Annotated in this window: 26 protein-coding genes and 1 tRNA gene; 10 read left to right on the top strand and 17 right to left on the bottom strand. The window is 63.6% G+C overall.

Annotated features, from left to right (window positions below; all coding sequences use genetic code 11):
* Positions 1-3 precede the first annotated feature (3 nt).
* The 5 genes from QQL79_RS21925 to QQL79_RS21905 form a co-directional block, all read right to left on the bottom strand.
* The gene (locus QQL79_RS21925; RefSeq protein ID WP_284394429.1) at positions 4-507 is read right to left on the bottom strand and encodes a DUF6886 family protein; all 504 of its coding nucleotides are present in this window, start codon (positions 505-507) and stop codon (positions 4-6) included.
* Positions 504-1157 carry a GNAT family N-acetyltransferase gene (locus QQL79_RS21920; RefSeq protein WP_284394427.1) on the bottom strand — a complete coding sequence of 218 codons (654 nt, stop codon included), beginning with the start codon at positions 1155-1157 and terminating at the stop codon, positions 504-506. The genes QQL79_RS21925 and QQL79_RS21920 overlap by 4 nt, the downstream gene beginning before the upstream one ends.
* On the bottom strand, positions 1154-2026 hold the full coding sequence (locus QQL79_RS21915; RefSeq protein WP_284394424.1) for an SDR family oxidoreductase: 873 nt from the start codon (positions 2024-2026) through the stop codon (positions 1154-1156). Before QQL79_RS21915 ends, QQL79_RS21920 begins: the two co-directional genes overlap by 4 nt.
* Positions 2026-3165, bottom strand: a complete 1140-nt coding sequence (gene queG / locus QQL79_RS21910; RefSeq protein ID WP_370461286.1) for a tRNA epoxyqueuosine(34) reductase QueG — start codon at positions 3163-3165, stop codon at positions 2026-2028. Before queG ends, QQL79_RS21915 begins: the two co-directional genes overlap by 1 nt.
* 109 nt (positions 3166-3274) lie before the next feature.
* Positions 3275-3952: a glutathione S-transferase family protein gene (locus tag QQL79_RS21905; protein ID WP_284394421.1), complete on the bottom strand. Its 678-nt coding sequence runs from the start codon at positions 3950-3952 to the stop codon at positions 3275-3277.
* Between the two features lie 116 nt (positions 3953-4068).
* Here QQL79_RS21905 and QQL79_RS21900 point away from each other — a divergent pair, with 116 nt between their 5' ends.
* A complete protein-coding gene (locus QQL79_RS21900) occupies positions 4069-4881 on the top strand; it encodes an undecaprenyl-diphosphate phosphatase (protein ID WP_284394419.1) in 813 nt (270 codons plus the stop codon).
* Positions 4882-4976: 95 nt separating this feature from the next.
* Here QQL79_RS21900 and QQL79_RS21895 read toward each other — a convergent pair whose 3' ends face one another.
* Positions 4977-5609: a LolA family protein gene (locus QQL79_RS21895; RefSeq protein WP_284394416.1), complete on the bottom strand. Its 633-nt coding sequence runs from the start codon at positions 5607-5609 to the stop codon at positions 4977-4979.
* Between the two features lie 132 nt (positions 5610-5741).
* On the opposite strand from QQL79_RS21895, the gene QQL79_RS21890 reads away from it, so the two are divergent.
* Positions 5742-6047: a hypothetical protein gene (locus QQL79_RS21890; protein WP_284394414.1), complete on the top strand. Its 306-nt coding sequence runs from the start codon at positions 5742-5744 to the stop codon at positions 6045-6047.
* 12 nt (positions 6048-6059) lie between these two features.
* Positions 6060-6446 carry a RidA family protein gene (locus QQL79_RS21885; protein ID WP_284394411.1) on the top strand — a complete coding sequence of 129 codons (387 nt, stop codon included), beginning with the start codon at positions 6060-6062 and terminating at the stop codon, positions 6444-6446.
* Here QQL79_RS21885 and QQL79_RS21880 read toward each other — a convergent pair.
* The 5 genes from QQL79_RS21880 to QQL79_RS21860 all read right to left on the bottom strand — a co-directional run bounded on the left by QQL79_RS21880 (position 6443) and on the right by QQL79_RS21860 (position 12585).
* Positions 6443-6781 (bottom strand): ArsR/SmtB family transcription factor, encoded by a 339-nt coding sequence (locus QQL79_RS21880; protein WP_284394408.1) that lies wholly within the window; start codon positions 6779-6781, stop codon positions 6443-6445. The two genes, QQL79_RS21885 and QQL79_RS21880, sit on opposite strands and share 4 nt — an antisense overlap.
* A complete protein-coding gene (locus tag QQL79_RS21875; RefSeq protein ID WP_284394404.1) occupies positions 6781-7425 on the bottom strand; it encodes an SRPBCC family protein in 645 nt (214 codons plus the stop codon). Before QQL79_RS21875 ends, QQL79_RS21880 begins: the two co-directional genes overlap by 1 nt.
* A 153-nt stretch (positions 7426-7578) precedes the next feature.
* Positions 7579-10323, bottom strand: a complete 2745-nt coding sequence (locus QQL79_RS21870) for a DNA translocase FtsK (RefSeq protein WP_370461282.1) — start codon at positions 10321-10323, stop codon at positions 7579-7581.
* Positions 10324-10880: 557 nt separating this feature from the next.
* Positions 10881-12224: an ammonium transporter gene (locus tag QQL79_RS21865; protein ID WP_284394401.1), complete on the bottom strand. Its 1344-nt coding sequence runs from the start codon at positions 12222-12224 to the stop codon at positions 10881-10883.
* Between the two features lie 22 nt (positions 12225-12246).
* Positions 12247-12585 carry a P-II family nitrogen regulator gene (locus QQL79_RS21860; RefSeq protein ID WP_046134535.1) on the bottom strand — a complete coding sequence of 113 codons (339 nt, stop codon included), beginning with the start codon at positions 12583-12585 and terminating at the stop codon, positions 12247-12249.
* Positions 12586-12855: 270 nt separating this feature from the next.
* Between QQL79_RS21860 and QQL79_RS21855 the strand changes: the two genes are divergently transcribed.
* Positions 12856-14079, top strand: a complete 1224-nt coding sequence (locus QQL79_RS21855) for an FAD-dependent monooxygenase (RefSeq protein ID WP_284394387.1) — start codon at positions 12856-12858, stop codon at positions 14077-14079.
* 133 nt (positions 14080-14212) lie between these two features.
* Here QQL79_RS21855 and QQL79_RS21850 read toward each other — a convergent pair whose 3' ends face one another.
* Genes QQL79_RS21850 through trxA form a run of 3 tightly spaced genes read right to left on the bottom strand, consistent with a single transcriptional unit; the run spans position 14213 to position 16071 of the window.
* Positions 14213-14443 (bottom strand): Trm112 family protein, encoded by a 231-nt coding sequence (locus QQL79_RS21850; protein ID WP_284394385.1) that lies wholly within the window; start codon positions 14441-14443, stop codon positions 14213-14215.
* On the bottom strand, positions 14443-15108 hold the full coding sequence (locus tag QQL79_RS21845; protein WP_284394382.1) for an LON peptidase substrate-binding domain-containing protein: 666 nt from the start codon (positions 15106-15108) through the stop codon (positions 14443-14445). The genes QQL79_RS21850 and QQL79_RS21845 overlap by 1 nt, the downstream gene beginning before the upstream one ends.
* A gap of 12 nt (positions 15109-15120) precedes the next feature.
* The gene (trxA, locus tag QQL79_RS21840) at positions 15121-16071 is read right to left on the bottom strand and encodes a thioredoxin (protein ID WP_284394379.1); all 951 of its coding nucleotides are present in this window, start codon (positions 16069-16071) and stop codon (positions 15121-15123) included.
* A 208-nt stretch (positions 16072-16279) separates the two neighbouring features.
* Here trxA and QQL79_RS21835 point away from each other — a divergent pair.
* Positions 16280-16354: transfer RNA gene (locus QQL79_RS21835), tRNA-Gly, on the top strand.
* 147 nt (positions 16355-16501) lie between these two features.
* Here QQL79_RS21835 and QQL79_RS21830 read toward each other — a convergent pair.
* Positions 16502-16924: a MerR family transcriptional regulator gene (locus QQL79_RS21830; protein ID WP_284394377.1), complete on the bottom strand. Its 423-nt coding sequence runs from the start codon at positions 16922-16924 to the stop codon at positions 16502-16504.
* A 70-nt stretch (positions 16925-16994) separates the two neighbouring features.
* Here QQL79_RS21830 and QQL79_RS21825 point away from each other — a divergent pair, with 70 nt between their 5' ends.
* The 3 genes from QQL79_RS21825 to QQL79_RS21815 are packed head-to-tail and all read left to right on the top strand — an operon-like array spanning position 16995 to position 20511.
* Positions 16995-19448, top strand: coding sequence for a heavy metal translocating P-type ATPase (locus QQL79_RS21825; RefSeq protein WP_284394374.1), 2454 nt, complete (start codon positions 16995-16997; stop codon positions 19446-19448).
* Between the two features lie 23 nt (positions 19449-19471).
* Positions 19472-19861: a disulfide bond formation protein B gene (locus QQL79_RS21820; RefSeq protein ID WP_284394367.1), complete on the top strand. Its 390-nt coding sequence runs from the start codon at positions 19472-19474 to the stop codon at positions 19859-19861.
* Positions 19858-20511 (top strand): DsbA family protein, encoded by a 654-nt coding sequence (locus tag QQL79_RS21815; RefSeq protein ID WP_284394365.1) that lies wholly within the window; start codon positions 19858-19860, stop codon positions 20509-20511. The genes QQL79_RS21820 and QQL79_RS21815 overlap by 4 nt, the downstream gene beginning before the upstream one ends.
* A 174-nt stretch (positions 20512-20685) precedes the next feature.
* Here the strand turns inward: QQL79_RS21815 and QQL79_RS21810 are convergent, their stop codons facing one another.
* A complete protein-coding gene (locus QQL79_RS21810) occupies positions 20686-21567 on the bottom strand; it encodes an AraC family transcriptional regulator (protein WP_284394364.1) in 882 nt (293 codons plus the stop codon).
* Positions 21568-21703: 136 nt separating this feature from the next.
* Between QQL79_RS21810 and QQL79_RS21805 the strand changes: the two genes are divergently transcribed.
* Entirely contained in the window at positions 21704-22675 is a 972-nt protein-coding gene (locus tag QQL79_RS21805) for an aldo/keto reductase (protein ID WP_284394362.1), read from the top strand.
* A 131-nt stretch (positions 22676-22806) separates the two neighbouring features.
* Here QQL79_RS21805 and QQL79_RS21800 read toward each other — a convergent pair whose 3' ends face one another.
* Complete coding sequence (locus QQL79_RS21800) at positions 22807-23565, bottom strand: SDR family oxidoreductase (protein WP_284394360.1); 759 nt, start codon at positions 23563-23565, stop codon at positions 22807-22809.
* A gap of 96 nt (positions 23566-23661) precedes the next feature.
* Here QQL79_RS21800 and QQL79_RS21795 point away from each other — a divergent pair, with 96 nt between their 5' ends.
* Positions 23662-24609, top strand: a complete 948-nt coding sequence (locus QQL79_RS21795; protein ID WP_284394358.1) for an AraC family transcriptional regulator — start codon at positions 23662-23664, stop codon at positions 24607-24609.
* The last annotated feature ends 7 nt before the right edge of the window (positions 24610-24616 follow it).

Below are 24616 nucleotides of genomic sequence, written 5' to 3'. Positions count from 1 at the left end.
CCCTCACCCCCTCGGCCCGGCATTGCGCATGCGGATCATCGAGAACACCAGGCTCGATGCCGCCACCGCGTCATGCAATGCCCAGAGCGAGGGCAGCACGCGCAGGGTGGCGTCTTCCATGGCAATGGCGGTGGGCAGGTCGGGGATTTCTTCCATGCCGAGCGGGGTGACCGGGGCTTCGGCGACCCAATAGCCGGCGCTTTCATCCTGCAGGCGAAAGCTGGCTGGCGGCATGGCATAGTCGAACAGCGTCGTGGTCCGGATGCGCGCCCACCAGGCCGCCTCCACCGCGATCACGGCCCGGTCCGTGCCGAGAAACTGCGCCCGGTGGTCCGCCGAGCTGGTGGACCCGGCGCGGAAGCAGACACGGGGGCAATCGCGCGGCAGCAGATAATTGGGCCGCTTGGCCGCGTCGATGGCCCAGACCACCGGCTTGGCCGTATAGTCCGAGGGGCGCGGCGCGAAATGGGCAATAGCCGGATTTTCGCTCAGGTGAAACAGCTTCATCGTGTCTTGAGCTTGGTTTTCTGCTGGCCCTGGGCGTCGAAATTGTCCGGGCTCAGCCAGCGCTCATATTCGGCGCGCAGGGCCGGCCATTCGTCATCGACGATCGAATACCAGTCGGTATCGCGGCTCTGGCCCTTGAAGATGCGGTCCTTGCGGAACTGACCTTCATAGATGAAACCGAACCGCTCGGCGGCCGCCTTGGAGGGCAGGTTGAGCGTATTGCATTTCCATTCGAAGCGCCGATAGCCCAGATCGTCGAAGGCGTGCCGGGCAAAGAGAAACAGCGCTTCGGTCGCCAGCCGCGTGCGGGCCATTCTGGGCCCCCAATAGACCCCGCCGATTTCGATCGAGGCATGTTCGGGGAAAATGCGCATCCAGCCCTGCTGGCCCTCGACCCGGCCATTGGCCTTGTCGATCACCGCCACATAGCGGTCGGGACCGGCATTGGTCTCGGCGATCCGCTGTTCCAGTTCCGCCAGGGTCTGCGGCGGTTCGCTGAACAGCCAGCGATAGCGCTCGGCGCCGCCCGGCATGGTGGAAACGGCAAGGAGATCGGCGGCATGCTGGCGATCGAGCGGCTCGAGCCTGATATAATGGCCCTCCAGCACGATGCGCTGGGGCGCCGATTTGGCGGGTTGGGGTGCGCTCATGGTTCCTCGGCCTCCAGAATGGCCGCAAGGCCGGTGCGATAATTGGGATAGAGCAGCTCGATCCCCAAAGCCGTCTTGATGGCGGCGTTGGAGACGCGCTTGTTGTCGGCGTAAAAGCTCTTCTGCATCGGGGTGAGCTCGGCCGTCTCGAAATCCAGGGCCGGCGGCGGTTCCATGCCGAGGAGATCGGCGGCATGGGTCACCAGGTCCTGCGGCGGAGCCGGCTCGTCATCGGCGAGGTTAAAGGTGCCGGCAAGGCGTTGTTGCGCCGCCAGCGCCGTGATGCGGCCGATATCGGCGACATGGATGCGGTTGAAGACCTGCCCGGGCTTGACGATGCGATGGGCCGTGCCGTCGCGCAGCTTATCGAAGGCCGAACGGCCAGGGCCGTAAATGCCGGCCAGGCGCAGAATGACCAGCGGCACGCCGCGCTCCGCCGCATAATCGCGCCAGGCCTGTTCGGCCAACACGCGCCGGTCGCTGCGCTCATTGCGCGGCACCAGCGGGGCAGTTTCATCGATCCAGGCGCCGCCGAAATCCCCATAGACGCCGACCGTGGAATAATAGCAGAGCCATTGCAGCTCTTTTGCCGCATCGAGATCGGCACGGTGCTGCAACAGCGCCGGATCACCTGTCGGCCCGGGCGCGATGGAAAAGATGACATGGCTGGCCGCCCGCAGGTCGGGACCTAGGGTGGGCCCGGGCGCCGTGCCGTCGAAGTGGTGCATGTGGGTTGCCACTGCCGGACGCATATCGGCCTTTTCCCGCGACCGGAATGTGCCTGAAATGCTAACAGTCTGCTCACCTTTGGCCAGGAAACGCGCAGCCGATGTTGACGAAAAGCCAAGGCCGAAAAAGAAAGCCTGCATCAGATATCCCCGGTCCATTCCTCGCGCACGCTCTTGTCGCTTTCGGCGGGCAAATAGTCCAGCCGCAAGCGCTCGGCCCCGGCTGGGTCGAGACGTCGGAGCGCCCAGATGGCGGCGCCGCGCACCAGGGGATCGTCGGCATCGAGCCGGGCCCGGGCCAGCGGCAGGAGCGTGGGATCGCCCGAATTGCCGATAGCGATCAGCACATTGCGCAGGAACCGGCCATGGCCGATGCGCTTGACCGGCGAGCCGGCAAAAAACGCCCGGAAACCGGCATCGTCGAGCCGGGCGAGATCGGCCAAGGCCGGGCGTTCCAGGTCTTCCCGCGCCCGCAGCCGGGCCTCGCGGCTGACACTGGCAAATTTATTCCAGGGGCAGACGGCCAGGCAATCGTCGCACCCATAGATGCGGTTGCCCATGGGCACTCGGAACTCCACCGGAATGGGGCCTTTATGCTCGACGCTGAGATAGGCCAGGCACCGCCGCGAATCGAGCTGGAACGGGGCAGGAAAGGCCTTGGTGGGGCAGATATCGAGGCATCTGGTGCAGGAGCCGCAGCTTTCCGCATGCGGTTTATCCCCGGGCAGCTCGGCCGAGGTAAAAATAGCCCCCAGAAACAGCCAGGAGCCAAATTCGCGACTGACCAGAACCGTATGCTTGCCCTGCCAGCCCAGGCCCGCCGCCTCGGCCAGCGGCTTTTCCATGACTGGAGCGGTATCGACAAAGACCTTCACATCGGCCCCGGCGCGGCGGGCCAATAGCCCGGCCAGTTCCTTCAGCTTGCCCTTGATGATCTCGTGATAGTCGCGATTGCGGGCATAGACCGAGATGGAGCCGAGGGACTTTTCGTCCAGAATGGCGAGGGGATCGGTCTCGGGGCCATAATTGATGCCGAGCAGGATGATGGAGCGCACCTCAGGCCAGAGCTCGCTGGGGCTGGCGCGGCGCTCGGCCGTCTCCTCCATCCAGTCCATATCGCCATGCCAGCCGGCATCCAGCGCCGCCCTGAGCTTTTGGGGCAGATCGGGCCGGGCACTGGCCGGGGCAATTCCAAAGCTGTCAAAGCCCAGCGCCTCGGCCCGGGCGCGCAGCTCGGCGATGAGTTTTTCGGTGCTCGCCAGTGTCGTTGCGTCGGCCATCATCATCCGGGTCATTCCCGCGAAAGCGGGAACCCCTGTTTAATGAGCTAGACCGGCGTCTGCAAACGAAGGTTCCCGCTTTGGCGGGAATGGCATGGCGGTTGGCCGTCTAGAAATCGAGATCGGCATAGCCCCGTTGCGGCGGCATGGCGACGACACGGTCGTTGAGCAGGGTGCGGAAGGCGGGGCGGGATTTGATGCGGGAATACCAGTCGCGGGTTTCCCCCGCCTTGCCCCAATCGATATCGCCCAGATAGTCGAGCGTCGACAGATGGGCGGCGAGGGCGAAATCGGCCAGGGTCATGGCGTCGCCGGCCAGCCAGGACCGGGTGGCGAAGAGCCAGTTGAAATAGAGCATATGCTCATTGAGATTGGCCTTGGCCACGCGCAGCACGGCCGGATCGGGCGTGGCGCCGCGCTGGTCGCGCTTGACGATCTTTTCCTCGAGCACATAGCGGGTCACTTCGTCATTGAGCTTGAAGATAACCCATTCAATGAGCCGCCACATTTCGGCGCGGGGGCCCGGATCGGCCGGGATCAGGCCGGCCACGACGGCGGGGGTATAGAGATCCTCGATGGTGTGGATATTGGCCAGGATGCCGATCACCGCAATGTCATCTTCGCCCATGAAGATGGGGAGCGTGGCGGCCGGATTGAGTTCGAGCAATTCGGGCGTGCGCAGCCATGGCTTGATCTCCTCCATATCGAGCGGCACCCCATATTCGGCGCACATCAGGCGGATGAGGCGGGAAGAGGGGTCCAGCGGATGGTGGAGCAATGTCGGCATGGGCAATTGCGCTCTTGTTGTTTTGGAGCCCACATCCCGCTGCGGCTTGGCGCATGGCGCGAACAGCGCTAGAGCTTGGCGAGGGAGAGGCCCATCGGAATGACTTAGGAGATCAAATGAACGTCGATCAAGGTCTTTTTGTGCCGCTGATCCTTGGAATCCTCGAAGGCCTTACCGAATTCCTGCCCGTCAGTTCCACCGGTCACCTGCTGTTGGCCGGTCATTTTTTCGGCCTGAGCCAGCCGGCGACCTTTATCGTGCTGATCCAGCTCGGGGCGATCCTGGCCGTGATCACGGTCTATTTCGCCAAGCTGGGCCTGTTGATCCGCGACGCGCTGACCGGCAAAGCCTATGCCTGGCGCTTCGCACTGGCGGTGATCCTGGCCTGTCTGCCCGCCATCGTCGCGGGTGTGCTGGCGCGCGACTATATCCAGCAGGTCATCTACGAATCCCCGCTCGTCATCTGCATCAGCCTGGTGATCGGGGGCATTATCCTGCTCATCGTCGATCGCATGCCCAAGCAGGAAAAATACGACGATATCTATGATTTTCCCTGGCACATGGCGCTGATCGTGGGGCTGTTCCAGATGCTCAGCCTCATTCCTGGCGTGTCACGCTCGGGCTCGACCGTGGTGGGTGCCATGCTGTTCGGCGCGACCAAGCGGAGCGCTGCCGAATTCACCTTCTTCATCGCCCTGCCCATCATGGTGGGCGCCTTCGGCTACGATCTCTACAAGAGCCGCGAGCTGATCGATATGAGCCTGGGCCTCAATATCGCCATCGGCTTTGCCGCCTCGTTCGTGGTGGGCGCGATCGTGGTCAAATACCTGCTGGGCTTTGTCACAAAGCACGGATTTGCCCCCTTCGCCTGGTGGCGCATCCTGGTCGGCGGCGCGGGCCTGGTGGCGATTTTGGCGTTTGGGCGATAGGGGCCTTCCGCGACGCCTCGCCAGCCACGATCTAATCCCCTCCCCTCAAGGGGGAGGGAGGCGCATCGGGTTCTACGAACCTTTGGTGCCTGATCTTACCGCGTCGAGGGATCGAGGCCCTTGTAGGTTGCCGGAATGGAGAAGAAGGCGCGGGGGATGTCGACGCCTTTTTCCACGTCATAGAGTGAAAAGGTCAGCTCGGCCCCGCTGGGCTCGACCAGGCTCCATTGCGCCAGATCGAGGGTCTGGGTGTCGAAAATCAGCGAGACCTGCACCGTGCCGGCCACGGTTTCATCGACCACGGTGATCGACATATAGCCGTCCGAATTGGTGATATTGACCACATTGGCATTGAGCAGGTTGATATTGTCGCCCAGGAACTGGCGCAGCGGAATGGTGTCCTGCGGATAGGCGTAATAGGTCTCGTCCTTGCGATTGAGGACGTAGAAGCCGCGGCCCACCGAGACGATTTCCTCGCGGCTGGGCGGATTGTAGCGGAAACGCACCTTGTCTGGGCGTTCGAGGAAGAAGGTCCCCTCGGTGCGCCCGCCATTGGTATCGATCTGCAGGAACCGGCCGGCCATGGTGCGGATCGCCGAATTGTGCTGGTTGATATTGGCAATCAGCTGCTGTTCCTCAGGCGTCAGCGCACGATCGAGCGCCAAAGCAGGCAGGCTCAGGGCAAAAACGGTGGAAAGACCGAGCAGCAGGGCATCGCGGCGAATCATGAAAAATCTCTGTTCCTGGCTGAAGTCGAAGAGAACCTAGCTAGAAAACAATTGCGGCAACAGGTGGAAGGTTGCATTCACAGCTGGTTCATCCGGCCGCGCCATGGTCATGCCGGAGATTGGGAGAGAGTGATGCATCGCTTGTTGTTTGCCATGGCCTTGGTCGCCATTACCACCCTGCCCGCCCTGGCGGCGCTGCCGCCGCAATATCAGCGGCAAAGGGAATTGCAGGCGATCCTCGCCGACAATGAGGTGGCCGATGCCTTTGGCGTCGAGGGGATCAGCGCCATTGAATATGTCGAACCCGATCTCTACCGCGTCACCGGGGGCGCCTGCACGCTCGAGGTCAAGATCGTCGATGTACCCAACACTCACGGCGAAGGTTGGGCCGGTCCGCGCGAATTCGCCCTCGCAGTGGGCGAGCCGGTTTGCCGCTAAGGGAGAACAGGCATGGTCCGCAAGTTCAATCCCGATGGCATGATGGTTTCGCCGGCCTATAGCCATGGCGTCGAGATCGCGACGCCCGCCCGCATGCTTTACATTTCGGGCCAGGTGGGTGCCCTGCCCGATGGCAGCATTGCCAAAGGCATTGAAGCGCAGGTGCAGGCTGTTATCGCCAATATCGACCGCGTACTGGCAGGCGCGGATATGACCCGCGCCGACGTGGTCAAATATACGATCTTTCTGGTCGCGGGCATTGACATCAATGCCTATCGGGCGGCGGCGGGGCCGCTGCTGCCGGTGCCGCCACCGGCCTCCAGCCTGGTTTTCGTCCAGGCGCTCGCCTCGCCCGATTTCCTGGTCGAAATCGAAGCGGTGGCAATGCGCCAAGCCTAGTCGCTGAAATCACCACGCGCCTTCTTGCCGCGGGCGATTTCGGTGGCGAGGGCGTCGAGCTTGTGCGGCCAGAAGACGCGGAAGCGCTCCAGCCAATCGTCGATATCGCGCAGGGGCGTGGCATCGAGCACATAGACGCGGCGCGTGCCTTCGGGGCGTACCCGGGCGAAGCCGGCATCGCGCAAGACCTTGAGATGCTGGCTGACACCGGCTTGCGAAATGCCGAATTCGGCTGAAATCACCGCCACCACGTCGCCCGAGCTGTGCTCGCGATCGGACAGCAGTTCCAGGATACGGCGGCGAACAGGGTCGCCCAGGACATCGAAGGCGTGCATCAGCTCTCCAGCGGCGGTTCGCCCGAATAGAAGCGCCGCGTGGCTTCGGCGGCCTTGAGCGCCTGTTCGCGGTCCTCGCCGGCGGCGATTTCAGCCTCGCCCCAGCCGGTGCTGGCCTGGCGCACCAGATCCAGGCCTTCGGGGGAGGTTTCCCAGCCATTGACGCCTTCGGCCCGGACATCCTCGGCGGGGCGCTTTAAATGCTCGGCAAGGCCCAGCAGGCCCAGTTCCCAGCCAACCCCGCCGGCTCCGGCGCCAAATTGGGTCCAGTGCGGGCTGAAATGGGCGATATGCTCAAGCACCAGCAGCGTACCGCCCTCGGCAGGGGCAATGCTGAAATTGACCCAGCTGGTATAGCCACCGAATTCCCAGGTCAGCTCCGCCCGTTTCTGCGGCTCGCACGATGTGATCGTCCCGCTGGCATTGCCTTCGATGGCATAGCGCCCACCCAGCTTCAGTTCGCCCGAGACGGGCGCGAACCAGCGGCTGATTCGCTCGGGGCGGGTAAGGGCATCCCACAGATCGGCCGGCGTGGTATCATAGAGCCGCGAGGCGACAATTACCTTGCCCGGCTGCCCGTCAATTTCCAGATCGCGCACTTCGCGCTTTATGGCGCCCAGATGCGCCGCAATATCGAAGGCCATGCGTCCACTCCTTATTTCAGTTTTCACTTATATAAGTTGAAACTGAAATAGAGTCGAGTCTGGTGGGGCACGCTGCCTGACGCGGCGGAAATTGCTCGCACACGCAGCGTCATTCCCGCCTGCGCGGGAATGACGTTGTGGCAATCGATGAGCCTAATACCCGTCGGCGTTGTTGCCCACCAGGATTTCGCGCTTGCCGGCATGGTTGGCCTGGCTGATGACGCCTTCGCGTTCCATGCGCTCGATCAGCGTCGCCGCCTTGTTGTAGCCGATGGCGAGACGGCGCTGGATATAGGAGGTGGAGGCCTTCTTGTCTGACAGCACGATATGGACGGCCTTGTCGTAAAGCTCGTCGCCCGAGCCGGCATAATCGTCGCCGCCGCCATCGCTGTCGCCACCGAATTCGCCGCCTTCCTCGTCATCCGCGGTGATGGAATCGAGATAGTCGGGCGTGCCCTGGCTCTTGAGATGGTTGACCACCGCTTCCACTTCACCATCGGAGACGAAGGGTCCGTGCAGGCGCTTGGTGCGGCCGCCCGAGGCCATATAGAGCATGTCGCCATTGCCCAGCAGCTGCTCGGCGCCCTGCTCGCCCAGGATGGTGCGGCTGTCGATCTTGGACGTGACCATGAACGAGATACGCGTGGGGAAGTTGGCCTTGATCGTGCCGGTAATGACGTCGACCGAGGGGCGCTGTGTGGCGGTAATGATATGGATGCCGGCGGCGCGGGCCATCTGGGCGAGGCGCTGGATGGCCCCTTCAATGTCCTTGCCGGCCACCATCATCAGGTCGGCCATTTCGTCGACGATAACGACGATATAGGGCAAGGGCTCGAGGTCGAATTCCTCGCTCTCGAAAATCGCCTCGCCGGTCTCGCGGTCAAAGCCGGTCTGCACCGTACGGGTAATGACCCTTCCCTCGGCCTTGGATTCGTTCACCCGCTGGTTGAAGCCGTCGATATTGCGGACGCCGATCTTGCTCATCTTGCGATAGCGATCTTCCATCTCGCGCACGGCCCATTTGAGCGCCACGACGGCCTTTTGCGGGTCGGTGACGACGGGGGTCAGCAGATGGGGGATGCCGTCATAGATGCTGAGTTCCAGCATCTTGGGATCGATCATGATCATGCGGCACTGCTCGGGCGTCATCTGGTAGAGCAGCGACAGAATAAAGGTATTGATACCCACGGACTTGCCCGAGCCGGTGGTGCCGGCGATGAGCAGGTGGGGCATGCGCGCCAGATCGGCGATGACCGGCTCGCCGCCAATGGTCTTGCCCAGGCAGATGGGCAGCTTGCCCTTCATCTTCTCGAAATCGGAGCTGGCCAGCATTTCGCGGAAATAGACGGTTTCGCGGTTCTGGTTGGGCAGTTCGATACCAATGGCATTGCGGCCCGGCACCACGGCGACGCGGGCTGATATGGCGGACATGGAGCGGGCGATATCGTCGGCCAGCGAGATGACGCGGCTCGATTTGATGCCCGGCGCGGGTTCGAGTTCGAACAGGGTCACGACGGGACCCGGGCGAACATTGATGATGTCACCCTTGACGCCGAAATCTTCCAGCACGCCTTCGAGCTGGCGGGCCATTTCCTCAAGCCGCTCGGGCGCGTGCTCGGGCGAAGGGCCCTTGTGGCGCGGCTCGGCGAGCAGGCTCAGCGGGGGCAGTTCGAACCCGCCGGGCTCGTCGAGGAAGGAGGTCTGGGCCTCGCGCGCCATGCGATTGCCCGGCACGGGACGCGGCGCGGGCGCGGTGACGCGCGGCTTGGTCGGATCGGCGGGATGGAAGCGCGAATCGCCCTGCTGACGGTGATTGATCACGGCCGGGGGCGGCGGCGCATCGGGCACGAAGGGCACCGAATCGTCATCAGCTTCGTCGGGATAATCGAGTTCGGTGTCGTCATAGCTGGGGCGGGCATTGATGCGGGGCGACACGTCGCCTGGCGCGGCAAAGCCGGGTTCGACCTGCGGCGCGCTGGGCGAATGAATGCGGCGCTGGGCCGGACCATCGATGGACGGCTCGTTGCGCGAGACGGTGGGCGCACGGCCATCCATGCTCGGCTCGACCTCGTCATCGCGCCAGGGGGCGGCATCGGCGGCCCGCTTTTCAGCGTGGCTGGCGCGGGCGCGGCGGAAGGCGGTGCGCAGCGAATAGCCCATATGGACCATGGCGCCGAGAGCAATATCGATGATCGGATTGGATTCGGGTTCCTCATCGGCTTCGGCCGGTGCGGCGCCCGGCTTGCGGCCGGCGGCGGCCTGGGCCTTGCCCGGCGCCGTCGAAACCGTGCTGCCCAGCCCCATGCCGATCCAGAACAGGGCCAAAGCAGGCGCGGCGATGATGATGGCAAAGAGCGCGGCGGTAACAGCCTGTGGCTGGGCGCCGGTGATCATGGCGGCCAGGGTGGTGAAACCGGTGCCGGCCAGGCCGCCCAGCCCGGTGGGCAGCGGCCAGGTTTCCGGCATGGCGACAAAGGCGAAGACGCCGGCACCCAGAATTGTTGCGCCCAGCCAGCCGATGAGGCGCAGGCCCATATTTGTCGGCACGCGGCGGCGGACCATGGCCCAGCCCCACAGCGCCGGCGGCACCATCAGCACCAGCGAAGCAAGCCCCAGGGTCTGGAACAGGATGTCGGCTATGGCTGAGCCGGGAAAGCCCAGCCAATTGGCCGGCGGCTTGCTGGTGGCATAGGAAAAACTCGGATCGTCCACCGACCAGGAGGCGAGCGCGGCGAGGCATATCGCCACCAGACCCAGCAGCACGAAGCCGATCAGCCGCATCGGGATGCGAATCGACAGAGCGGGCGGCGGCGCCGGCATGGCCTTGGCACCGCTACGGGTGCCGCGCTGCGGCAGGGACCGGATTTCATCGAGCACGGGAGCGGGATGGCTGGGCATGGGGCAAACTCAATACTGCCCGGAACTGACCGGGCCCAATTGCCGTCATGCTAGCGGGACCGGGTTAACCCAAGGCTAACCATGGGGCGGTGGTGCGGCATTTGCGCGTGTGCTGTTTTGCGCGGCGGATTTCCCACCCACCGATCTTCCTGCCTTCACCGGTTCTCCCCACCAGCTCTTCCCACCCACGGTTTTCCCTCGGGCTTGACCCGAGGGCCACTCTCAGCCCGGCACAAGTGGCGAGAGGCCCTCGGGTCAAGCCCGAGGGAGCATCGGTGAGGGGGATGGATCGGTGGTTCCAAGAGCCGGTGGATGGGATAGATCGGATCAGGATGGCCAAAAGCACGGTTCAAGAAAAGACCCGCCACAATCGGGCGGGTCAGGGTCGCGGCGCTCATGGGAGGAGAGGCCGGGAAATTGATCGGGGTGTGCAGCCCGTGCAGTTTGCGAGTGGGAAGCCTCTGTGGCGGGCCAAGAGGGACACGAGCCGCACGCCGCGATCAATTTTCTGGTCACTGAAGAGGCCCGGCGGCGGAGGGCGCCGCCGGGTAAGAGATTTACGAATTGTAGGCGCGTTCGCCGTGGCTCGAGAGATCCAGGCCATCGCTTTCGCTCGATTCGGAGACACGGGCGCCGCCGAAGACCGCCTTGACGATGAGCATGGCAACGAGAGCCACGACACCGGACCAGACGATGGCCACGGCCACAGCCAGGAACTGGGTGACGAGCTGGCCGCCCATATTGTAGCCCTCGGCGCCGAAGCCGCCCAGCGAGGGGGCCGCGACAATGGCCGTGCCGATGGCGCCGACAATGCCGCCCACGCCATGGATGCCGAAGACGTCCAGGCTGTCGTCATATTTGAGCATCGGCTTGAGGGTCACGACGGCCCACAGGCAGACAAAACCGGTGACGGCGCCCAGAACGATGGAGCCGAAGGTGCCGGCAAAGCCAGCGGCCGGGGTGATGGCCACAAGACCGGCAACGGCGCCCGAGACAAAGCCCAGGGCCGAAGCGTGGCCACGGGTGATCTTTTCGCCGACGGCCCAGGCAATGGCGGCCGCGGCAGGGGCCGTGATGGTGTTGAGGAAAGCCTGAGCGGCAAGGCCATTGGCACCCAGAGCCGAGCCGGCATTGAAGCCGAACCAGCCAACCCAGAGCAGGCAGGCGCCGATATAGGTGAAGACCAGGTTATGGGGCGCAATCGGCTCCTTGAGGTAACCCAGACGCGGCCCCAGCACGATGGCGGCAACGAGTGCGGCCACACCGGAATTGATGTGAACCACGGTGCCGCCGGCAAAGTCGAGCGCGCCCATGTTGAAGAACAGGCCCGCACCCGACCACACCATGTGGGCGATGGGCAGATAGGCGAAGGTGAACCAGATCGCCAGGAACCCCATCACGGCGCCGAACTTCATGCGCTCGGCAATGCCGCCGACCACCAGGGTCGCGGTGATGCAGGCGAAGGTGAGCTGGAACACCACGAAGATGATTTCAGGAATGGTGCCCGAAACCGAATCGGGGGTGACATTGGCGAGGAAGAAGTTGGAGAAATCGCCGATGAACGCGGAGAGCCCGCCTTCGGAAGGGCCGGAAAAGGCCAGCGAATAACCATAGGCCACCCAGAGCAGGGCGATCATGGAGAAGGCGCCGAAGACCTGGGTGACGACCGAGAGGATATTCTTGGCGCGCACCAGGCCGCCATAGAACAGGGCGACGCCCGGAATGGTCATCAGAATGACCAGGAGGGTGGAAACGATCATCCAGGCGGTATCGCCGGTGTCGATGGTGGCGACTTCAGCAGCCGCCTCGGCCGCCGGAGCGGCGGCATCCTGTGCAAATGCCGGCAGCGCCAGCAGCAGGGAGGCAAGTGCGGCGCTCCCCAGAACCTTTGACATCTTCATCTTGTTGTTCTCCCGATGACGCTTAGAGGGCAGCCGCGCCGGTCTCGCCGGTGCGGATACGGGTGACGGCGAGCAGATCGAGCACGAAGATCTTGCCGTCGCCGATCCGACCGGTCTGAGCGCTGTCGCGAATGGCGGTGCTCACGGCATCGGCAAGGGCGTCATCCACGGCGATTTCAACCTTGAGCTTGGGCAGGAAGTGCACGGCATATTCGGTGCCGCGATAGATTTCCGAATGCCCCTTCTGGCGGCCATAACCCTTCACCTCGGTCACGGTCATGCCGTGGACATCGAGCGAGTTGAGAGCCTGGCGAACCTCTTCGAGGCGTGACGGCTTGATAATTGCAATCACCAGTTTCATGTGAGCCCCTTTGCGACTTGGCGCTGGTCTGAATGGCAAACTAGACTCAAGCGCCGTGCCAAGTCGGTGCCAGGCTTAATTTATCAGCAAATACAATGCATTAGCAATTCATAAAGGATTCACGCTCGTCCGGGCGCGAAGAACTGCCTAAAAAATGGGCGAAAGTGGAGCGATTTGGGCAAAATTGCGGCACGGCATGCGGCGCCCGCGACGTTCGGCCTCTTGCACCGGGAGCGTGCAGGCGCTCAATAGGGGAAAGGAGAAATGGACATGGCCAATCCAGCAGAGACCCATGATGTGCTTGTTGTCGGCGGGGGGCCGGTGGGGCTGACGCTGGCTTTGGCCCTGGTGCAATCGGCGCGGGGCATTCGCGTCGGGCTGGTCGACCGGCGGCCATTATCGGTGCCGCGCGACAATCGCGCCTCGGCCATTGCGGCGGGGGTGCGGCGGGTTTTCGAGGCGCTGGGCGTCTGGCCGCAAATGGTGGCGGAAGCCCAGCCCATCACTGCCATGCGCATTACCGATTCGGGCCTGGGCGATCTGTCCCGGCCGCTGTTTCTAAGTTTTGAGGGCGATGTGGCCCCGGGCGAAGCCTTTGCCCATATGGTGCCCAATCGCGTCATGGGACAGGTGCTGCTCGATGCGGCCGGCCCGAAGATCGAGGTGATCGCGCCGGCCGAAATCACGGCATGGGACAGCAATGCCCACGCCGCCCGGCTTACGCTTGCCGATGGGCGGGTGCTGGCGGCGCCCCTGGTGGTGGCGGCCGATGGGGCGCAGTCGGCGCTGCGGCAGATGGCGGGGATCGGCGTCGTCGAACACGATTACCGGCAGATCGGATTGGTCACCACGATCGGCCATGAACTGGCCCATGAAGGCGTGGCCTACGAACATTTCCGCCCGGCGGGGCCTTTTGCCAGCCTCCCCCTGCCGGGCAATCGCTCCTCGCTGGTCTGGACGGAGGCAGCTGCCGACGCCCCCCGCTTCCTTGCCATGGACAAGGCGCAATTGGCGCTCGAGATCGAGGCGGTGATGGGGTCGAGCCTGGGCGCGGTGAGCGTCGAGGAAGATCTGGCGGGCTTTCCGCTGCGGATGCGGCTGGCCCGCGATTTCGTCGCCCCGCGCCTGGCGCTGGTGGGCGATGCCGCCCATGTGGTCCATCCCATTGCCGGCCAGGGGCTCAATCTGGGCCTCAAGGATGTGGCGGCTTTGGCCGAAGTGGTGATCGACACCATCCGGCTGGGGCTCGACCCCGGCGCCGATGACACGCTGGCGCGCTATCAAAGCTGGCGGCGGCTCGACACCTCGGCCATGGCCATGGTGACCGATGGCATGAACCGGCTGTTTTCCAACGATGCTGCCCCGGTGCGCGCCCTGCGCGATTTCGGACTGGGGCTGGTCGACCGCGCCGGCCCGCTCAAGGCAGCAATGATCCGTACGGCAGCGGGGGTATCGGGGAATGGGCCGAGGCTGCTGAGCGGGTTGCCGATTTAGGTTTTTTGCAACATTCGTCCCCACTTACCCTAACCACCCACATTGTGGAGGTGGCGAGCCTCGATGCGCCTCCCTCCCCCTTGAGGGGAGGGGACCGCATCGGGGCCCTCCAACCCATCAGGAAAGCTTGGCTCTACGAATGCCCCTGCGTCAGCGCCTTGATCTCTTCGGGATCGACGCCGCGCGCTTCGTCCAGGCTCAATAGCGGCACGCCCTTGGTGATGGGGAAGGCCAGGCGCGCGGCGACGGAAATCAGTTCGGTATGGTCGGCAGACAGGGTCAGCCGCGTCTTGGTCAGCGGGCAGACCAGCATTTCGAGCGAACGCACATCGATGATATGGCGGGGATCGACGGCCGAGGGCATCAGTTGAGCGGCGGGCGGTCGCTGCCGCCGCGGGCCATTTCATATTCGGTCATGGCGATCAGGGTTTCGGCGCGCTGTTCCAGCGTCTGGGCCTCGAGCAGCACCTGCTTTTCGGCGGCGCCATAGGGGGAGACCATGCAGCAGAAATTGACCAGATCGGCCGTGCCGGTGCGCTCGATCTCTTCGAAATTGAGGTCGATATTGGCAAATTCGGCATAGTCGCGCATCATCTTGATGAAGCGGTCGCGATCCACCGCATCCTCGCCGAAATCGCGGGTGAAATCGGTTGAAAAATCCTCGGCTGCGATCACCGCCTGCCGGTAGGGCGTCATCACCGTCAGCTCATGGGCGAGGCGGAAGCGGGTGACCCCTTCCAGGATAATGAAATAGCGCCCTTCCCCGCTTTCTTCGAAATGAGTAATGCGCCCCAGGCAGCCAATGGCCTGCAGCGGGCTGCGGCCCTTGGGGCTTTCTTCCGAAGTATCCTCGGGCTGGATCAGCCCGATCAGCCGGTCGCCGCGCAGTGCCGCATCGACCATTTCGATATAGCGCGGCTCAAAGATATTGAGCGGGCGATGCGAAAAGGGCAGCAGCAGCGCCCCGGTCAAGGGAAAGACCGGGACGGATTTGGGCAGCTCGGCGGGAGAGGTCGGGCGTTTGGGCATGAGGTCTCCGGCTCAGGAAAACAAAGCTGCCGACAGCAGCCGGCGACCCTTAAGCGTGGCCGGGTCCTTGGGGCCCCAGGCATCGAAGAATTCGAGCAGCTTCTTGCGCGCGCCATCCTCGTTCCAGGTGCGGTCGCGCTTGAAGATGGCGACCAGCGCCTCGGCCGCCTCGACGCGCCTGCCTTCGGCATTGAGCACGACGGCCAGATCGAACCGGGCCTGGTGATCGTCGGGATTGGCAGCGAGAGCGGCTTCCAGCGCCGAAGTTTCCGAGAGGTCCGCCGCCTCGCCCAAAAGGCGAATCGAATTGGCGAGCGCGGCATAGGCGTCGCCCTTGCGTTCTGCCTCGGGCACCATATCGAGGGTCGCCTGGGCCTGCTCGGTTTCGCCGGCGGCGAGATAAACCTTGGTGAGGCCGAGCAGCGCCTGGACCTGATCGGGCACATGCTGGAGCACCATGCCGAAAATCTGCGCGGCGCGGCCGAGATCGCCCGCGGTCAGGGCTTCCTCGGCGGCGGCAAGGGCCTCGGCGATCTGGGCTTCCATCGAGCCTTCGGCCGGTGCCGGTTCGGGGGCGGCGGCAATCACCTTATCGGCAAAGCGGCGCACTTCGCCCTCGGGCATGGCGCCCATGAAGCCATCGACCGGGCGACCACCGGAAAAGGCAAAGACCGCAGGAATCGACTGAATACCGAGCTGGCCGGCGATCTGGGGGTTTTCGTCGATATTGATCTTGATGAGCCGAATCTTGCCGGCCTTTTCATTGACCACTTTTTCCAGGGCCGGGGTGAGCTGGCGGCAGGGGCCGCACCAGGGCGCCCAGAAGTCGACGAGGACCGGGGTGTCGAGCGAAGCGTCGATCACATCGGCCTTGAAGGCCTGATCGGTCGAATCCTTGATCAGCGCGCCAGCAGGAGCGGCAGCGGGGGAAGTGGGCGTAGCAACGTTAAACGGAGTGGACATCGGCGTGACGGGGCCCTTGGCGTTTTGCGATCTTGGGGTCGGTTCGAGGCCCTTCTTGCGCCCGCAAACCATGGTGTGACAAGCCCTTCTATCCACAAGGCGACCGGAAGATGACGAAGCGGTCAAAATGTGGGTTGCAATCAGGCAGGTGATTGGGCATATAGGCGCGCATCGGGGCACTGCCAAGGCGGTGACGACGATATGGAGTGCGGGTGTAGCTCAGGGGTAGAGCATAACCTTGCCAAGGTTAGGGTCGTGGGTTCGAATCCCATCGCCCGCTCCAAATACCAAAGTCCGGCATGGCTTTGGTGACAAAGGGTCCTTCGGGGCCCTTTTTGTTTTTCTGGCATGACGAAATGGCTTGGTTGGTGTCCGCGGTTCCAACGGTCCGATAGCTTGTGCCGTCCACCGGGGCCGCTATGCCGCAAGCCTAGGCATGCTGGTGATCTGTGCACTGGCTATGATCGGCCAGGACCTCGATAACCCGGCAGTCGCAAATCCGACCCCGATTGCACTCATCGATCATCCTGGAGAGCTCGGCCCGCAGCGCCGTGAGGCTGGCGATGCGCCGATCGACTTCCTTCAGGTGATTGATCGCGATGCTGTCGACTTCGTGACAGGAGGATTGCGGGCTGGCCGACATGGTCAGCAATCCGCGGATGTCGTCGACCTCAAAACCGAGCTCGCGGGAGTGCCGGATGAAGGCCAGACGATCCGCCTCGGCCTTGCCATAGCGCCGCTGGTTACCCCCGGTGCGCGGCGGTGCCGGCAGCAATCCGATCTGCTCGTAGAACCGGATGGTGGGTATCTTGACGCCGGTACGCCGCGACAATTCGCCTATGCCGATATCCATGAAACACCTCTTGTAGCTCTAGTGACTTGAGGTTCTAGCATCCGACGCAGCCGATCGAAAAGGACTCGCCATGGCCGTCGCAAGCAACAAACTGTCATTCCGCATCGGGGGCATGGATTGTGATGGGTGCGTCACCAAAATCGAGAACGCGGTCAACACCCTGCCGGGCGTGAAGTTCGTCGGCGTGTCCCTCGGCAATGGCCTGATGACGGTGATGCCAGGCGAAGGCTTCGACAACGATGCCCTGAAAGCCGCAGTTCTCGGCAAAGGCTACACGATTGAGCCGCTGACCGCCGACGGCACCGAACCTGCCCAGACCGCTGACGAGGCCGCAACGGACGTGACTACGCTTGTGCCGGCGACGGCAGCCCCTGCCCAGGGCCCTGGCGCCAAATACCGGATCGGTGGGATGGATTGCGCCGCCTGCGTGACCAAGATCGAAAATGCGGTGAGCCGCCTGCCCGGTGTTGGCGCGGTAAACGTGTCTCTGGCCAATGGCACAATGACCTTGGTGCCGGAAGGTGACATCGCGCCGGGAGCGGTCGAGAAGCAGGTTCGCACGCTCGGCTATCAGATCGCGCCTTATGATGCCACGCCGCCGGAAACGGGTAGTGACAATGCGAGCCATGGCGACCTCATCGAGGGTGCGTGGTACCAGACGCCCAAGGCAAGATTGACCATTGTCTGCGCCGTCGCGCTTGGTCTTGCCTATGGCCTGGGCCAGGCGCTGCCGGACATGGGCTACTGGTTCTTTCTCGCCGCCATGCTTATTGGCCTCGTGCCGATTGCACGTCGTGCCTTCGCCGCGGCCGTCACCGGCACTCCATTCTCGATCGAGACCCTGATGAGCGTCGCCGCGGTCGGCGCGATCTTCATCGGCGCTGCCGAAGAAGCTGCCGTTGTGGTGGTGCTGTTCCTGGTCGGCGAGCTGCTCGAAGGCGTTGCGACGGCGCGGGCACGGGCCAGCATACGCGACCTGGCCGACCTGGTGCCCAAAAAGGGCCTGGTCGAAGAAAACGGCGCCACACGCGAAGTGCCTGCCGGGCAACTGAAGGTCGGCTCCATTATCCTGGTTCGTCCGGGCGATCGCATTGCGGCGGACGGGATCATCATCGACGGCTCGTCAGCGATCAACGAGGCGCCGGTAACCGGTGAAAGCGTCCCCAAGACCAAGTCCGTTGGCGATGATGTATTCGCGGGCACCATCAACAGTGACGCTGTGCTCCGGGTGAAAGTCAGCGCAGCAGCGGCCGACAATACCATCGCCCGGGTGATCAAGCTGGTCGAGGAGGCGCAGGAGAGCAAGGCGCCCACGCAGCGCTTCATCGACAGGTTCTCGACCTATTATACGCCGCTCGTCCTGGTCATCGGCGCCCTTGCCGCCATCGTGCCGCCGCTGCTGTTCGGCCAGTCCTGGAGCGAATGGATCTATAAGGGCCTCGCCATTCTGCTGATTGGCTGCCCGTGCGCCCTCGTCATCTCCACGCCTGCCGCCATTGCGGCTGGTCTGTCCGCCGGCGCCCGACGCGGCCTCCTGCTCAAAGGCGGCGCCGTTCTCGAAAGCCTGCGCAAGATCGATATGGTCGCGCTCGACAAGACCGGCACCCTGACCGAAGGCCGCCCGCAGGTGACCGATGTCGTCGGCCTCGCGCGGCCGGAAGGCAAGGTCCTATCGCTGGCGGCCGCGCTCGAGACCGGATCGAGCCATCCGCTGGCCGTTGCCATCATGGCGAAAGCCAGGGAAGCCAAGGCCCCGGTTCCCCCTGCCGGAGCGTCAAAGGCGGTTCCCGGCAAAGGTGTCGCGGGCAAGGTGGGTGGCGAGGAGGTGTATCTGGCTTCGCCCAGGGCCGCCGAGGAAAAAGCGCCATTTGACGATGCCCTGCGCCAGCGCATCGCCGCCTTCAACGACGAGGGCAAGACCGTCTCGGTCTTGCTGGTCGGCAAGGAAATAGCAGGTCTGCTGGCAATCCGGGATGAACCACGCGACGATGCCATTGCCGGGCTGCAAATGCTCCGCGAGAGCGGGATCGGTACGGTCATGCTGACCGGCGACAACGAGCGCACCGCCAGGGCTATCGGCGCCAAGCTGGGCGTGGACGACATCCGGGCCGGACTTTTGCCCGAGGACAAGCAGCGCATCGTGCGCGAATTGCAGGGGCAGGGCAGAGCCGTGGCCAAAGTCGGCGACGGTATTAACGACGCTCCGGCCCTTGCAGCGGCGGATATCGGCATAGCCATGGGCGGGGGGACGGACGTGGCTCTCGAAACAGCGGATGCCGCTGTGCTGCACGGCCGCGTCACCGACATCGCCAACATGATCGCCCTGTCGAAGGCGACCATGGGCAATATCTTCCAGAACATCGCTTTGGCCCTCGGGCTCAAGGGGGTGTTCCTGGTCACAACCTTGATCGGAGTGACCGGACTGTGGCCGGCCATTCTGGCCGATACCGGCGCCACCGTGCTGGTGACGCTCAATGCCATGCGGCTGCTCGCCTGGCGCGGTCGCCTGCTGGGTGACGCATGAGGCAAATGTCGTGGATAATGGTGATGGGGGCCTGGTGGGTCGCCCTGCTGGCAACCCTGGGGGCGCTCTTTGTGGGCGAGGTCATGGGCCAGGCGCCTTGCGAACTCTGCTGGTATCAACGCATCGCCATGTTTCCGTTGGCCTGGATACTGGGCGTCGCCGCATTCCGCGGCACCGGAGGCTACAACTGGTACGCCTTGCCCCTGGCCGCGGCAGGTGCAGGCATAGCCGCATTCCATAGCCTGATCTATTTCGAGATCCTGCCCGAAACGATCCATCGATGCGGCGCCGGTCCATCCTGCACCGACGATGCCATGGTTCTCTTCGGGGTGGCCCCCCTGCCGCTGCTGTCGCTGGCGGCATTCGTCATCATCATCGCCCTGTTGGCTCTGTCGTCGAGGAAAACGCCATGAACCGTCGAATCCTGGTCCTGGCGACCGTTGCCGTGGCCATTGCGGCGTTTGCGATTGGCGGCCTCGCCTATACGCGCATGACCCCGCCAGCGGAACCCGTCGCGGCGGCGGTTTCCGAGGCGAGCGGGCTGGAGCGCTGGCACTCGCCGGTCATCGGTCCCATGAATGCGCCGGTGACCATTGTCGAATTTTTCGATCCTTCCTGCGAGGCCTGCCGCGCCTTCTACCCGATCGTGAAGCAGATCATGGACCGGCATCCGGGCCAGGTGCGGCTGGTGATGCGCTATGCACCGATCCACCAGGGCTCAGATGAGGCCGTGCGCATCATCGAAGCGGCGCGAAAGCAGGGCCTTTTCCTGCCGGTGCTTGAGGCGCTTCTCGCCGGCCAGCCCGCCTGGGCCGTTCACGGAGCGCCAAACCTGCAGCAGGCCTGGATGATCGCTGCGACAGCGGGACTGGACGTCGGCAAGGCGCAAGCCGATGCCAAGGGCGAGGATATTGCCGCCCTGCTGGCGCAGGACATCGCCGACATGGCGACCTTTGCCGTCAATCAAACCCCGACATTCTTCGTCAACGGCCAGGAACTGGTGGAGTTCGGCCCGCAACAGCTGGCCGATGCGGTGGCGGCCGCACTCCCCTCCGCCGACTAGCGTCGGTCCAGCCACGATCCTGGCGTCGTCGCTGCCCGCGATGATCAGGCCCGAATTCCGGAGCGCATGTGCGACTCTACCTCGTCTGGGGGACCTTCGCCCTGCCACACGCGTCGCGACTGCCGACGCAACTTGAACGAGTGAAAAGAGGGCGCAAGGTCGACAAGCGGCAAGCTATGGCTCGGGCTCGACGATTGTCTGCAGTGTGTCGGCGTCGCGGCGCGGCGGAGCGCCGAATAATCTTTTATATTCGCGCGAGAACTGGGAAGCACTCTCGTAGCCGACCCGATAGCCGACGGTTGCCGCCTCGGCATGTTCCGTGACGAGACGCCGGCGAGCCTCGTGCAGGCGGATATGCTTTTGATATTGCAGCGGGCTTACGCTGGTCACCGCCTTGAAGCGGCGGTGAAACACCGAAACGCTCATGCCAGCCACGGCCGCCATGGCATCGATGCTCAGATGTTCAGCATAGTGCTGGCGGATCCAGGCCATGGCGCGACGGATATGGGACAGGCGGGTATCGGCGCCGGCAATTTGCCGCAGCAATGCCCCCTGTTGCCCCATCAGAAGCCGGAACATCAGTTCGTGTTCAAGGTGGGAGGCCATCACCCGGATTTCGTCGGGGCTGTCGAGCAGGCTGGCGAACCGCCGCCAGGCTTCGAGCAGTGTCGGCCCCGCCTTTGAAACACCAAAGCCCGACCGGATCGCCGGCTCGGCAGGGCCATTCATGTCCAGCAGAATTGCCGAGATAACCGCCGGATCGAGATAGAGATTGAGCGCCAGGTAAGGTTCGTCCGTCGAGGCCTCGCACACCTGCCCCATGGCCGTGACCTCGGCAGCCACCACCATGCATTCGCCTGCACCATATTCAAGCACGCCATCGCCGATGAATGTGCGCTTGCGGCCCTGCAGGACGAGGCAGACGACAGGCTCGTAGATCAGGCCCGCGGCGTTGGTGGGCGTGTCGATGCAGTAGATATGCAGCCGCGGTATCGCGGCGTTGTGGTGGCCGGCGTGACGCAGGGCGATGGCACGGATGTCCTCGAGATCGGTCATGGCCGTATCCCATATCGCTTGCCTCAAAAGGTCAAGCGATCGGCAGGATCAGGCAATCATTCAGGACCATCGGACATCCGGCCGTGAGGGTGGCGTACCTACATTCTGCCCCGTATACGCACGAAAGGATATTGCGATGCACAAGCGCAAACTCGGCAGGAATGGACCGGATGTATCGGCCATCGGCTACGGGGCCATGGGGTTTCATCTGGCTTATGGCGCCGCTGACGCTCAGGCCGGCCTCGATCTCATCAAGCGTGCCTATGATCTGGGCGTGACCTTTTTCGATACCGCTGAGCTCTATGGCTGGGGCGAGAACGAGAAGTTTATCGGCGAGGCGGTGAAGGGCTTTCGCGACGATATCGTCATCGCCACCAAGTTCGGCTTCACCCACGAAAACGGCAATTACGGCGTCAACAGCCGGCCCGACCACATTCGCGACGTGACCGAGAACAGCCTGCGTTATCTCGGTGTCGAGCAGATCGACATACTCTACCAGCACCGCGTCGACCCCAATGTGCCGATCGAAGACGTCGCTGGCACGGTCAGGGACCTGATCGCCGAAGGCAAGGTCAAGTATTTTGGCCTCAGCGAGGCGGGGCCACAGACCATTCGTAAAGCCCATGCCGTGCAGCCGGTGACGGTACTTCAGACGGAATATTCCGTCTTCGAGCGCGATGTCGAAACCGTGCTGCCGACCACGCGCGAACTGGGCATCGGCTTTGTCGCCTACTCCCCGCTGGGACGCGGCTTCCTCACCGGTGCGGTCAAGCCATCGTCCGAATATGAAGACAGCGACATGCGCCGCTTCGATCCGCGCTGGCAGCCGGGCAATTTCGAAAAGAACCTCGACGCCGTTGGTCAGCTGGGGGAGCTGGCAAGGGAAAAGGACATCACTGTCTCGCAACTGGCGCTGGCCTGGCTGCTGGCGCAGGGCGATGACATCGTGCCGATCCCCGGCACCCGGCGTATCGAGCGCCTGGAGGAAAACACCGCCGCTGCCGAGATTAAGCTCTCGGCGGACGATCTTGCGCGTATCCGGGGCATCCTCCCCGATGGTGCTTTCGGTGCTCGCTACGCCGGCGACATGGTCCCGAATTGGATCTAGAGACGCCTGGGTGGCGGTCATCATGGCCGCCGCCCAATGCCAATGCTACGCCGAAAGGGACGCTTGGTGGTCGGCCTGACAACCAGGAGGAACGAGGTTCGCCGACTGTGTGCCGGCGAACCCGTGCCCAATTACCAGGGATAAGGTTCGTTGACCGAACCGGTAAAGGTCCCGGTCGGACTGTCGCTGCCGAGGAGTGCGACGCGTACCGCTTCGGCGGCGCCTTGTTCGACGGTTTCGGTGCCTTCGAAATTGTTGAGTGCAGTGCTGGTGAAGCCCGGCGTCACGGCGTTGACCTTAATGCCTTCGGCCTCAAGATCGATGGCGAAGGCCAGGGTAATCGCGTTCAAAGCCGTTTTCGAAGCACCGTAGCCGGGGTTGAAGGTGCCGCGATAGGGATTTGGCGTGGAGTTAAAGGTCAGCGAGCCCAAGCCGCTCGATACATTGACGATGCGGGCTGCAGCTGACTTGCGCAGTAGCGGCACAAAGGCCTGCGTTACGGACAGGACGCCGAACACGTTAGTCTCCCAGATGGTGCGGACTTCATCCACCGAGATGAGGGTTGCTCGCGAGCGCTCGATATAGTCCCGCATGGTTTCCACGTCCTGCCCGTTGGCCCGGGAAATGGCGGCATTGTTGATGAGGATGTCGAGACGGCCGAATTGCTGTTCGACCTGCGCGGCCGCGGTCTGGATGGAAACCGGGTCGGTGACGTCGAGCTGGATAGGATGGATATCACCCTCAATGGTCTGAGCGGCCGCCTCGCCGCGCTCGCGATTGCGCGAGGCGAGAAGTACGGTGAGCCCGTTGGCAACGAGGTCCTTTGCGATCTGAAGCCCGATGCCCTGATTGGCGCCGGTGACAAGGGCAATGCGTGAATTCTCGGTCATGGCATGATCCTGTTCTTGATTGGCCGAGCAGGAGATGGTCACGAGTGATCGGACGTTCTATGTTTCAATGTCCAGAGTTTATTCGAATGAGTCCAAATGGCTGATCCTCTCGCCCAGATCGTGGGTTTGCTTCAACCGGGCGCGCCATTTTCCAAATGCGTGACGGGGTCGGGACCATGGCGGGTCCGGCGGACGCAATCGCCCAATCCCTATTACGTCGCGGTACTCAAGGGGAGCCTGCGCTTCGGCGACAAGCAGAGCGATGAGGTCGTGGTCAATGCCGGAGACTTCATCCTGATCCCTTCCGCCCAGGACTTCATGATGTGGAGTGAGGTGCCAAGCACGGAGAGGGACGAGGTCATCAATCCCGTCATCCTGCCTGGAGGCGGGTATAGGGTGGGCAGCATCGACGGACCGGTCGATATGCGGGCTCTCGTCGGCTACTGCGTTTTTCAGTCTGACGACGCGATCCTACTGTCGTCGCTGCTGCCCGAAGTCGTGGTGGTGCGGGGTGAGCACCGTCTGGCCATGCTGATGCAATTGCTGGGCGAAGAGGCGGTGGGGAGCAAGCCGGGACGAGAGGTTGTCCTCCAGCACCTGCTGGAGGTGCTGCTCATAGAAGCCCTCCGCTCGTCGGTCGAACTCGGCGACGCACCGGGATTGCTGCGCGGCCTTTCCGACGACAGGCTGGCCATGGCTATCAGGGGGATGCATGCCAGGCCCGACCGCGGGTGGACGGTCGCCGAACTGGCCCGCGAGGCGGCCCTCTCGCGATCAGGCTTTCATGATCGGTTTCACAACGCGGTGGGCATGGCGCCGATGGAATACCTGACGGCGTGGCGGCTGGCCTTGGCCAAGAATCTTCTGCGCAGGGAAAAGGCAACAGTGAGCGAAATTGCCCGGCAGGTTGGATACCGCTCGGCCAGCGCTTTCAGCGTGGCCTTTACGCGCGACGTTGGCCTGTCACCGGTGCGTTATGCGCGCGAGGCGGCCGCCTCGTTGTCGGGTAGCGCAGCTGAGGAATTTGAAGGCGCGATCGCCTGAATTGCCG

This window comes from Devosia yakushimensis (assembly GCF_030159855.1).
GTDB classification, from domain to species: Bacteria; Pseudomonadota; Alphaproteobacteria; order Rhizobiales; family Devosiaceae; genus Devosia; species Devosia yakushimensis.
This window is presented reverse-complemented; position numbering and strand designations above follow the sequence as displayed.

Coding starts and splice junctions, on each gene's coding strand:
- QQL79_RS21900 (WP_284394419.1), top strand. CDS start 4,069: ATGAACGTCGATCAAGGTCTTTTTGTGCCGCTGATCCTTGGAATCCTC.
- QQL79_RS21845 (WP_284394382.1), bottom strand. CDS start 15,108: ATGCCCAAACGCCCGACCTCTCCCGCCGAGCTGCCCAAATCCGTCCCG.
- QQL79_RS21830 (WP_284394377.1), bottom strand. CDS start 16,924: ATGGATATCGGCATAGGCGAATTGTCGCGGCGTACCGGCGTCAAGATA.
- QQL79_RS21905 (WP_284394421.1), bottom strand. CDS start 3,952: ATGCCGACATTGCTCCACCATCCGCTGGACCCCTCTTCCCGCCTCATC.
- QQL79_RS21885 (WP_284394411.1), top strand. CDS start 6,060: ATGGTCCGCAAGTTCAATCCCGATGGCATGATGGTTTCGCCGGCCTAT.
- QQL79_RS21820 (WP_284394367.1), top strand. CDS start 19,472: ATGGGGGCCTGGTGGGTCGCCCTGCTGGCAACCCTGGGGGCGCTCTTT.
- QQL79_RS21860 (WP_046134535.1), bottom strand. CDS start 12,585: ATGAAACTGGTGATTGCAATTATCAAGCCGTCACGCCTCGAAGAGGTT.
- QQL79_RS21895 (WP_284394416.1), bottom strand. CDS start 5,609: ATGATTCGCCGCGATGCCCTGCTGCTCGGTCTTTCCACCGTTTTTGCC.
- QQL79_RS21815 (WP_284394365.1), top strand. CDS start 19,858: ATGAACCGTCGAATCCTGGTCCTGGCGACCGTTGCCGTGGCCATTGCG.
- QQL79_RS21870 (WP_370461282.1), bottom strand. CDS start 10,323: ATGCCCAGCCATCCCGCTCCCGTGCTCGATGAAATCCGGTCCCTGCCG.
- QQL79_RS21855 (WP_284394387.1), top strand. CDS start 12,856: ATGGCCAATCCAGCAGAGACCCATGATGTGCTTGTTGTCGGCGGGGGG.
- QQL79_RS21880 (WP_284394408.1), bottom strand. CDS start 6,781: ATGCACGCCTTCGATGTCCTGGGCGACCCTGTTCGCCGCCGTATCCTG.
- QQL79_RS21875 (WP_284394404.1), bottom strand. CDS start 7,425: ATGGCCTTCGATATTGCGGCGCATCTGGGCGCCATAAAGCGCGAAGTG.
- QQL79_RS21890 (WP_284394414.1), top strand. CDS start 5,742: ATGCATCGCTTGTTGTTTGCCATGGCCTTGGTCGCCATTACCACCCTG.
- QQL79_RS21825 (WP_284394374.1), top strand. CDS start 16,995: ATGGCCGTCGCAAGCAACAAACTGTCATTCCGCATCGGGGGCATGGAT.
- queG (WP_370461286.1), bottom strand. CDS start 3,165: ATGGCCGACGCAACGACACTGGCGAGCACCGAAAAACTCATCGCCGAG.
- QQL79_RS21915 (WP_284394424.1), bottom strand. CDS start 2,026: ATGCAGGCTTTCTTTTTCGGCCTTGGCTTTTCGTCAACATCGGCTGCG.
- QQL79_RS21925 (WP_284394429.1), bottom strand. CDS start 507: ATGAAGCTGTTTCACCTGAGCGAAAATCCGGCTATTGCCCATTTCGCG.
- QQL79_RS21810 (WP_284394364.1), bottom strand. CDS start 21,567: ATGACCGATCTCGAGGACATCCGTGCCATCGCCCTGCGTCACGCCGGC.
- trxA (WP_284394379.1), bottom strand. CDS start 16,071: ATGTCCACTCCGTTTAACGTTGCTACGCCCACTTCCCCCGCTGCCGCT.
- QQL79_RS21795 (WP_284394358.1), top strand. CDS start 23,662: ATGGCTGATCCTCTCGCCCAGATCGTGGGTTTGCTTCAACCGGGCGCG.
- QQL79_RS21850 (WP_284394385.1), bottom strand. CDS start 14,443: ATGCCCTCGGCCGTCGATCCCCGCCATATCATCGATGTGCGTTCGCTC.
- QQL79_RS21800 (WP_284394360.1), bottom strand. CDS start 23,565: ATGACCGAGAATTCACGCATTGCCCTTGTCACCGGCGCCAATCAGGGC.
- QQL79_RS21920 (WP_284394427.1), bottom strand. CDS start 1,157: ATGAGCGCACCCCAACCCGCCAAATCGGCGCCCCAGCGCATCGTGCTG.
- QQL79_RS21805 (WP_284394362.1), top strand. CDS start 21,704: ATGCACAAGCGCAAACTCGGCAGGAATGGACCGGATGTATCGGCCATC.
- QQL79_RS21865 (WP_284394401.1), bottom strand. CDS start 12,224: ATGAAGATGTCAAAGGTTCTGGGGAGCGCCGCACTTGCCTCCCTGCTG.